Source organism: Tibeticola sp., assembly GCF_022759015.1.
Taxonomy (GTDB): domain Bacteria; phylum Pseudomonadota; class Gammaproteobacteria; order Burkholderiales; family Burkholderiaceae_C; genus Tibeticola; species Tibeticola sediminis.
The window spans coordinates 1-4,898 of record NZ_JAEMQB010000009.1 but is presented as its reverse complement, the minus strand read 5'-3'; the positions used below and the strand labels follow the sequence as shown (position 1 = coordinate 4,898).

The following is a 4,898-nucleotide window of genomic DNA, read 5'->3' as shown; positions in this document are numbered from 1 at the left end:
GTGCGAACGCCGCCCGGCGAAGCCCGCGCGGACCTGTGGATTCTGCAGCGCCTCGCCGAGCGGCTCGGGCTCCAGTGGAACTATGAAAAAGAGAGCAATACCGCACCGAATCACGCCGGCTACTACGGTGTGGAGCGGATCTATGAGGAAATGCGCCAGACCATGGCGGAGGCCATCGGCGGCATTTCCTGGGCGCGGCTGGAGCAGGAGGGCAGCGTCACCTACCCTTGCGTGTCCGCCGACGACCCCGGCCAGCCGGTCGTGTTCCGCGAGCGTTTTCCCACGGCCAGTGGACGGCTCAAACTCGTCCCGGCCGTGCTCTCGCCCGCAGCCGAGCGGCCCGATGCCGACTACCCCTACGTGCTCATCACCGGGCGCCAGCTCGAACACTGGCACACCGGCGCGATGACCCGCCGCAGCGCCGTCCTCGATGCGCTCGAGCCCGGCCCCACCGCGAGCCTCTGCGGCGCCGACATGGCCGCGCTCGGCCTGGTCCCGGGCGAGCGGGTTTCCGTGCGCTCCCGCCGCGGTGAAATCCAGTTGCCGGTCCGACAGGACGACGGCACCCCGCGAGGTGCCGTGTTCATCCCCTTCGCGTACGTCGAAGCCGCAGCCAACCTGCTGACCAACCCCGCGCTCGATCCGCTCGGCAAGATACCCGAGGTGAAATACTGCGCGGTACAGCTCAGCCGCGTGCCATCCCGCAGCCCTTGACCGCCACTGACACGCAGGCCGATGCATCGGATGCCTTGGCGTACATTTGGACCGTGTTTCTCTCGATGCCCGCTCGATGACCACCGCAGATCCGAACGCCTCGCGCCCCAGCCTCCCTGTCGCGGTCGTCATGCGCCGCGAGGCGGTGCCCGGCCCGATGAGCCGCTGGCAGCCCTGGCGCTGGCGACTCGACGAAGTGCTGATCGACGACGGCGGCTTTGGCCAAGCGCCACGGCGGCTGCTGCGGACCGAAACCGAGGAGCGCTGGCTGCATCCGGGTTTCTGCGTCGAACTGTTCAAGGACGACGCCGAGGGCTATTGGCTCAACGCCACCACGCCCGCGCCGTGCTGGTTCGTGCTCTGGCGCATGGAAGCGGAGGCGACGCTGGCCGACGAGCCGATCGCGCGGCCGCAGATGGTCTCGCTGAGTTATCACGACGCCGGGCGCTGGCTCGACGCGCAGGAGACGGTCGAGCAGGTGAGCGCGCCGCCCGAGGTCGTGGCCTGGCTGCTTGCCTTTGCTCAGGCGCATTACACGCCCGAGCCCAAGCGCCGGCAGCGCCCGCAAAGTTTCCTGCCGTTGACCGATCGCTTCGGCAACCCGGCTTCGGTCAGCACCGGTGAGAAGCGCAAGGGCGCGGGGCAGGGCCATGAGTGACGGTTTCCTCAGCCGCTGGTCGCGTCGCAAGCTCGACGCCCGCGAGGGCCGACCGACCCCCGAGCCGCCGCAAGCCCCCGTCGAGCCTCGGGCCGAAGCCGCGGCGCAGAACCCGGCCGCGCCCGCAGCGCCCAGCGGCTCGCCGCGCCCCCCGGCCACCGTGGGCCGTGATCCGGCCGCGCCCATGCCGGCCGCGCCCGCTGCACCGGAGCCGCCCCCGCCCAGCCTGGCCGATGCGCTCGCGCTGCCGGCGGGCGCCGAAGTGCGGGCCTTCATGGCGCGCAACGTCGCGCCCGAAGTGCGCGCAGCGGCGGTGAAAAAGCTCTTTGCCGACCCACACTTCAACGTGATGGACGGGCTCGACATCTACATCGACGACTATTCGCGCCCGAGCCCCTTGCCGCAGGCGCTGCTGCGTCAACTGCAAAGCGCCGAGGCGCTGGGCCTGTTCGATGCGCCGAAAGAAGATGCTCCTGATCCGGCATCCGCGCAGGCGGTGCGGGCCGTTGGCGGCGGGCCACGCCTCGATGCAGGCTTGGCTGATCCGCCTCGGACCGAGCCCGTCCCGCCCACCGGTGCCGCCGATCCGGCGGTGCCGCCGGAGCCGACTGCGGCATCCCACCCTCAACCCAACGATCCTCCGAAGACGTGAAAACCCTGATCTGCGATTGCAACCGCACCCAGCCGCTGGAGCCCCGAGCGCTCGGTGAGGCCTTGGGCGAGGCCCTGGTGCTGCACAACACCTTGTGTCGGCGCGACGTGGGCGCGTTCTTGAGCGCCATCGAGGGCACGGAGCCCGTCACGGTGGCCTGCACACAGGAGCAGCGGCTGTTCTCCGAACTCGCGGCAGAGGCCCACGACGGCCGCGGCGCGGCGGTGCCCATCCGCTTCGTGAACATCCGCGAGACCGGGGGCTGGAGCCGCGATGCCGCCCAGGCCACGCCCAAAATCGCTGCGCTGCTGGCGGCGGCACGCCTCGAAGACCCCGAGCCCGTGCCGACCGTGAGCTACGAGAGCCGTGGGCGCGTGCTCATCATCGGTGCGCTCGATGCGGCCGAGCGTGCGGCGGCGCTGCTGGCCGACACACTCGAAGTGACCGTGTTTGCGCGCGGCCCGGGCGAGGCTGGCGGTACGCAGACGCGGCGCTGGCCGGTGCTCTCGGGCACGATCACGGGCTTGCGGGGGTGGCTCGGCGCTTTCGAACTGCGCTGGCGCGCCGACAACCCGATCGACCTCGACCTCTGTACCCGCTGCAACGCCTGCGTCGCCGCCTGCCCGGAAAACGCCATCGGGCTCGACTACCAGGTCGACCTCGATGCCTGCCGCAGCCACCGGGCCTGTGTGCAGGCCTGCAGCGTCGCCGGCGCGATCGATTTCACGCGGGAGCCCGAAGAACAGGTGGAGCGCTTCGACCTCGTGCTCGACCTACGCCCGGCCAACGCCACGCCCACCTTCCTGCAGCACGCCTTGCCGCAGGGCTACTTCCGCGCCACGAGCCTCGACGCTGCCACCGCGCTGCAACTGCGCAACCTCGTCGGCAGCTTCGAGAAGCCGCGCTTCTTCCGCTTCGATGCCAAGATCTGCGCCCATACCCGCAACAAAACCGTGGGCTGCTCGGCCTGCGTGGACATTTGCTCGGCCGAGGCCATACGCTCCGACATGGCCCGCGGCCGCATCGAGGTCAACCCTCATTTGTGCGTGGGTTGCGGCGCCTGCACCACGGTGTGCCCGACCGGCGCGCTCGGCTATGCCTACCCGCGGGCGAACGAGCAAGGCGAGCGGCTGCGCACGCTGCTCTCGACCTACGCGCGAGCCGGCGGGCGCGATGCCGTGCTGCTCTTGCACAGCCAGGGACGCGGGCAAGCGCTGATCGAAGAGCTGGGCCGCGGCGCGCGGCTCGGAGTGATGCACGGCGTGCCGGCCAACGTGATCCCGCTGGCGCTGTGGCACACCGCAAGTACCGGCATCGACCTGTGGCTGGCGGCCATGGCCTTCGGGGCGCGGCAAATCGCGGTGCTCGTGACCGATGAAGAGGCGCCGCAATACCTCGACGGCCTGCAAGCGCAGATGGACGTGGCGCAGGCCTTGCTGCAGGGTCTCGGCTACGGTGAAGGGCACTTTCGTCTGCTGCGCGCGCAGCATCCCAGCGCGCTCGACGCGGAATTGCAGGCGCTGCGGCTTGCAAGGCCACGCGGCCCGGCCGAGCCGGCGCGCTTCGCGGTGGCCGCGGCCAAACGCGGCACCTTGGAGCTGGCGCTCGACCACCTGATCGCCCACGCGCCGCTCGCCGCGGCTGCCCGGCCCGAAGCCATCGCCTTGCCGGCGGCTTCGCCGCTGGGTGCCGTGGCGGTCGACACCGAGCGCTGCACGCTGTGCATGAGTTGCGTGGGCGCCTGTCCGGCTGGCGCGCTGCTGGACAACCCGCAGGCACCGGAGCTGCGCTTCATCGAGAAGAACTGCGTGCAATGCGGCCTGTGCGTCAAAACCTGCCCGGAGGATGCGGTGTCGCTCGTGCCGCGGCTGCTCACCACGGCGCAGCGCGGCGCCCCGCGGGTGCTCGCCCAGGCGCAGCCCTGGACCTGCATCCGCTGCGGCAAGCCGTTTGGCACGGCGCGTGCCATCGAAGCCATGCTGGGCCGGCTGTCCGGTCACGCCATGTTCCAGGGTGCTGCGCTCGAGCGCCTCAAGATGTGCGGGGACTGCCGCGTCATCGACCTGCACACCGCCAGCGACGAAACCCGCATCACCGATCTTTGAAGCTCCCCCGCACCATGTCCGACGACGCCCTGCACCTGACTTCCACCCTCGATGAGGAAACCGCGCGCGCCGAGGTCTACGGCCTGCTCGCCGCGCTCTATTACGCGCCGCCGAGTCCCGAACTGCTCGCGCAGCTGCGCGTGGCCGTCACCGAGGCGCCGGCTCCCGGCGGGTTCCTGGAGGAACCCTGGCGCGCGCTCGTCGCCGCCGCGCGCGCGCTCGACGACGCGGCGATCCGTGCCGAATACGACACGCTGTTTGGCGGCGTCGGCAAGCCTGAGGTTTATCTGTTTGGCTCGCATTACCTGAGTGGCTTCCTGAACGAAAAACCGCTCGCGGCCTTGCGCGGCGATCTCGCGGCGCTGGGCCTCGCGCGCGACGAGACCCTGCCCGAGACCGAAGACCACATCTCCTGCCTGTGCGAGGTCATGCGCTATCTAATTGCCGGTGACGATGTCGCGGTGGCCAACCTCACGCAGCAACAGGCCTTCTTTGCCAAGCATCTGCAGCCCTGGGGAGAGCAGCTCTGCGACGCGCTGGCGGCGCACCCTTCGGCCCGCTTCTATGCGGCGCTCGCGGACTTCACCCGCGCCTTTCTGCAGGTGGAGCAGCAGGGGTTCGACCTGCTGGGCTGAGAGGCTGAGAGGGAATTGGTCATGCCCGCTTTGACGTCCCAAAACACGCCAGAGGGCGTTGCAAATGCGCGCCGTAGCCCGAGCTACGGCTGTGCTTTGCGCCTACTCGGGCGCGTTTTGGGGCGCCCCTTCGG

The 4,898-nt window shown here is 70.2% G+C and carries 5 protein-coding genes; all 5 read left to right on the top strand.

Features of this window, described 5'->3' with window-relative positions:
• Positions 1-714 (top strand): molybdopterin oxidoreductase family protein (locus tag JHC36_RS00660; RefSeq protein ID WP_287914580.1); only part of this gene is annotated, 714 nt, incomplete at its 5' end.
• Positions 715-790: 76 nt separating this feature from the next.
• On the top strand, positions 791-1,372 hold the full coding sequence (locus tag JHC36_RS00655; protein WP_124220437.1) for a DUF3305 domain-containing protein: 582 nt from the start codon (positions 791-793) through the stop codon (positions 1,370-1,372).
• Complete coding sequence (locus JHC36_RS00650; RefSeq protein WP_287914572.1) at positions 1,365-2,024, top strand: DUF3306 domain-containing protein; 660 nt, start codon at positions 1,365-1,367, stop codon at positions 2,022-2,024. The genes JHC36_RS00655 and JHC36_RS00650 overlap by 8 nt, the downstream gene beginning before the upstream one ends.
• Complete coding sequence (locus JHC36_RS00645; protein WP_287914569.1) at positions 2,021-4,129, top strand: 4Fe-4S dicluster domain-containing protein; 2,109 nt, start codon at positions 2,021-2,023, stop codon at positions 4,127-4,129. The genes JHC36_RS00650 and JHC36_RS00645 overlap by 4 nt, the downstream gene beginning before the upstream one ends.
• A 14-nt stretch (positions 4,130-4,143) precedes the next feature.
• On the top strand, positions 4,144-4,764 hold the full coding sequence (locus JHC36_RS00640) for a TorD/DmsD family molecular chaperone (RefSeq protein ID WP_287914566.1): 621 nt from the start codon (positions 4,144-4,146) through the stop codon (positions 4,762-4,764).
• Positions 4,765-4,898: the final 134 nt, after the last annotated feature.